This is a genomic window from Prochlorococcus marinus (genome assembly GCF_001180245.1).
Lineage (GTDB): Bacteria > Cyanobacteriota > Cyanobacteriia > PCC-6307 > Cyanobiaceae > Prochlorococcus_A > Prochlorococcus_A marinus_F.
Map to the genome: position 1 here is coordinate 1 of NZ_CVSV01000120.1, position 466 is coordinate 466.

The following is a 466-nucleotide window of genomic DNA, read 5'->3' on the forward strand; positions in this document are numbered from 1 at the left end:
GATTTATAAAGCCAATTACTTTCTGTCTTAATAAGATCTCCATCCCAAATTATTCCAGCCCAATCTAATTCTAATCCCTGAACTTGAAATTCAGTCGCAGGATCTTCTAGTGCAAAGCTAGATCTGATATCCTCTTGATTATTTAAAAACCAATTTGGTGAATCTTTCTCACTTACTATTCCAGGAAAAAGACCAAGAGGTTTTAATCTTTTTGCTTTTGAGGAGATCAAGAGCCCATATCTTTCTGAACCTCTCGCATTTTCTCTTAACCAATCTTTCGCTTTTGAAATAGACCTAGTTATTTTTATTGGATATAAATGATTTATTTCTTTAATAGATTTTGCTGCTTGCTCTTTTTCGTCTTCAAGCAATGATGATATCGCTTTTGATACTTTCTCTGACCTGAATGATCTAATCGATACACCTAAATGAAGATTTTCATTCTTAAATAATCTTTCTCCTAACT

General features: G+C 32.6%; 1 protein-coding gene. It reads right to left on the reverse strand.

The genetic code is table 11. From position 1 onward, the window contains the following. On the reverse strand, positions 1-466 hold a 466-nt coding region (locus AMO19_RS05085; protein WP_146255933.1), incomplete at both ends, for a DNA/RNA helicase domain-containing protein.